Origin of the sequence: Dyella sp. AD56 (assembly GCF_002878475.1) — a bacterium.
Taxonomy (GTDB): domain Bacteria; phylum Pseudomonadota; class Gammaproteobacteria; order Xanthomonadales; family Rhodanobacteraceae; genus Dyella.
The window spans coordinates 1-2,525 of sequence record NZ_NRDP01000048.1; the positions used below are offsets into that span (position 1 = coordinate 1).

Annotated in this window: 4 protein-coding genes and 1 pseudogene; 3 read left to right on the forward strand and 2 right to left on the reverse strand. The window is 55.8% G+C overall.

What is annotated here, in order from left to right; all coding sequences use genetic code 11:
• Positions 1 to 211, reverse strand: a pseudogene (locus tag DyAD56_RS23410) (IS3 family transposase); the annotation flags it as partial.
• Positions 212 to 438: 227 nt separating this feature from the next.
• Here DyAD56_RS23410 and DyAD56_RS23415 point away from each other — a divergent pair.
• The 3 genes from DyAD56_RS23415 (at position 439) to DyAD56_RS23425 (ending at position 1,792) form a co-directional block, all read left to right on the forward strand.
• Positions 439 to 867: an HD domain-containing protein gene (locus DyAD56_RS23415; protein WP_102305243.1), complete on the forward strand. Its 429-nt coding sequence runs from the start codon at positions 439 to 441 to the stop codon at positions 865 to 867.
• 162 nt (positions 868 to 1,029) lie between these two features.
• Positions 1,030 to 1,341 (forward strand): hypothetical protein, encoded by a 312-nt coding sequence (locus DyAD56_RS24420; RefSeq protein WP_102305244.1) that lies wholly within the window; start codon positions 1,030 to 1,032, stop codon positions 1,339 to 1,341.
• A gap of 85 nt (positions 1,342 to 1,426) precedes the next feature.
• Positions 1,427 to 1,792 carry a hypothetical protein gene (locus tag DyAD56_RS23425; RefSeq protein WP_102305245.1) on the forward strand — a complete coding sequence of 122 codons (366 nt, stop codon included), beginning with the start codon at positions 1,427 to 1,429 and terminating at the stop codon, positions 1,790 to 1,792.
• 554 nt (positions 1,793 to 2,346) lie between these two features.
• Here the strand turns inward: DyAD56_RS23425 and DyAD56_RS23435 are convergent.
• On the reverse strand, positions 2,347 to 2,525 hold a 179-nt coding region (locus DyAD56_RS23435), incomplete at its 5' end, for an integrase core domain-containing protein (protein WP_146010579.1).

Sequence of the window (2,525 nt, forward strand, 5' to 3'; positions counted from 1 at the left end):
GTTGCGTCTCGCTGCTGGTCACGCCAGGACGTACGCCGGTATCGACCTCTTCACGCTTGATCCATTCCAGCAACGTCTGCGGCACGCAGCCAATCTTCGGGGCAATCGATTCGACCGCCGCCCACAGCGACGGATACTCTCCGCGATGCTCTTGCACCATGCGCACAGCGCGCTCACGGATCTCAGGTGAGAACTTGTTTGACTTCTTCATGGCTCCATCTTCTCAAGAGTTGGAGCCTCCACCAATCCCGGGGCGATTCAGGCAGTTGATACTCCGGCAACTCGTGTCGTCTCTCATCCAGACCCGCGCAGTTTTGACTCGGAGTTCTCGCTAAAGCATGGCGTACAGTTCAGCAATTCCAAGTACCGTTGGCAGGTCCGTTTTCGATCCTAAACGGACTTCAGGGATGATCACGTATTTGACTTGACGGGGAACACATGGCGACGCTTGAACGCGCAATAGCGATAGCGGCTGAGGCCCACGCCGGCCAAGTCGACAAGGCTGGGCACCCTTACATTCTGCATCCGATTCGCGTGATGCTTCGCATGAGCACGTCGACAGAGAGGATGGCCGCGGTACTTCACGATGTTGTCGAGGACTCCAGCGTGACACTGGACTCTCTCAGAGCGGAGGGTTTCCCACCGGAAGTCATATCCGCTGTCGATGCTCTAACGAAACGACAGGGCGAATCTCGGATCGACGCGGCACACAGGGCAAAGCAAGATCCCATCGCACGCTTGGTGAAGCTCGCCGACAACGCGGAGAACATGGATCTATCGCGGATAGCCGAACCGACAGAGCGAGACTATGCAAGGGTCGAAGAGTACAAAGTTGTTCGGTCAATTTTGCTTGGCGGAGAAGACTAGGTCGCCATCGTAAGGTCTGTTTTCGACGGCGGTCTCAACCGGTCGATGCAATACTCCTGCTGCTTGCACGGTCGTTAGTGTGTTGCATGGACCGGTTGATGCCGCCACCCGAAGCTTATACTCAGATACAAGCTGAGAAATTCGGTGCAGTAGGAGGGGTGGATGCCGACGTTTGTGCTGGCTTTGCTCTGGATAGGCGCGATCGTTTCACTGATAGGTTCGTGGATAACCTGCACGATGCTTATCTTTCGGCTAAGGGAAGGCTACCCGGACGTGTACGCCAAGGTAGGCTCACCCAGCGCGCTCTCAAGAAAGGCCGAGTTTCTTTGGCAACTAAAGGCCCATGAGAGTGGGCTCAACTCGGATACGCTCAGACTCAAGAAGGTGAGCGTGCGCTTCGTTCTCGCATTTGCGGGCTTTGTGCTCGTCTTTGTCGGAAGCGTTATAGCTAGCGCCCTTATTGGTGGCCTATAACGTTCTCCTCCAAGAAATTCGTACGATTAGGAGGTCCGCTTTCGACCCATAGCGGACCCTATTGGCAATGTCTAAAGGAGGGGGGATGGAACTGACCGGAACGCAGATTGCGCATTCGATAGCTTGGAATGGAGTCCTGCTGGCGCTTCTTACTGGCGCATTTCTGCTATTTCTTCAGATTCGGACCTATCGGAGGATCGGACACAGGTCCCTGCTTGTGGCGGCGACAGGCCAAGTCTTCGGATTGGTGTATGGGGCATTTCAGGTCACGACATACTTTCTGCAGCCAAATTCGCCGGCTCGCTGGACTCTTTTCTATCTCGCCAGTGCCTGCCTTTTCGTTGAGTGCATTGTCGGTGCGATCGGCGCCCTCCTGATATTTCGCGCGTTTGAACAATCGGTGCTCCGCCTTCGCGCCACCCCGCCGCCGCTGTTGAAGGTTGGAGGCTAGAAGCCGAAATAGAGGCAGTTAAGCGTCCGCTTTCGACCCAAAGCAGACCTGAGTGTTGAATGCAGCAGGGGGAGATATGGTTCTCAAGGTTAGGCAGGCACTGGACTACCTGTTTATCCAGTGCACGTCGATAGGAGCACTCGATAACGCGGATGGCCGCAGATCCAAGGCCATATTGCTCGTGGCAACTTGGCTGTTCGCTATCTTCTTGACCATCCTCGCCGCCATCAGCTTTTGGCTATACGACTTCATGGGCCCGATACGGCAATGGGCACAGGGATTTTCCGGCCCCAAGGTGCCTGGTCTCGTAGTTGCGCTTGTAATCGGTACCCCGGCACAGTTGCTTTCCATGAGAATCGGTCAGCGAAACGTGGGCCGGATCGCGCCGCGAGCAACGTTTCGAAAGTCGCTGGTTATTGGTGTGTGGTACATGGCGGTGCTCATGTCCATACTTCTGAACCTCAATAGGTATGGGGCTTTGGTTGCGCTAGGCCTTCATGTTGTGTTCCCGACGTCCCCCCGCTTTCAGTAGCGGGACGAATTAGAGCCCAGTGTCACTTTAGCTGCTTCGCATAGTCGGCGGGCGTGAGCCCGCCCAAAGCCTTCTTGGGTCGTTCTTCGTTGTATTCCCGGCGCCAGGTTTCGATCTCGGTGCGTGCGTGAAGCAGGCTGGGAAACCAGTGCTCGTTGAGGCATTCATCGCGCAAGCGCCCGTTGAACGATTCGATGTAAG

Bases quoted from the DNA above. Each gene is read 5' to 3' on its own strand.
- DyAD56_RS24420 (WP_102305244.1), top strand. From the start codon at position 1,030: ATGCCGACGTTTGTGCTGGCTTTGCTCTGGATAGGCGCGATCGTTTCA.
- DyAD56_RS23425 (WP_102305245.1), top strand. From the start codon at position 1,427: ATGGAACTGACCGGAACGCAGATTGCGCATTCGATAGCTTGGAATGGA.
- DyAD56_RS23415 (WP_102305243.1), top strand. From the start codon at position 439: ATGGCGACGCTTGAACGCGCAATAGCGATAGCGGCTGAGGCCCACGCC.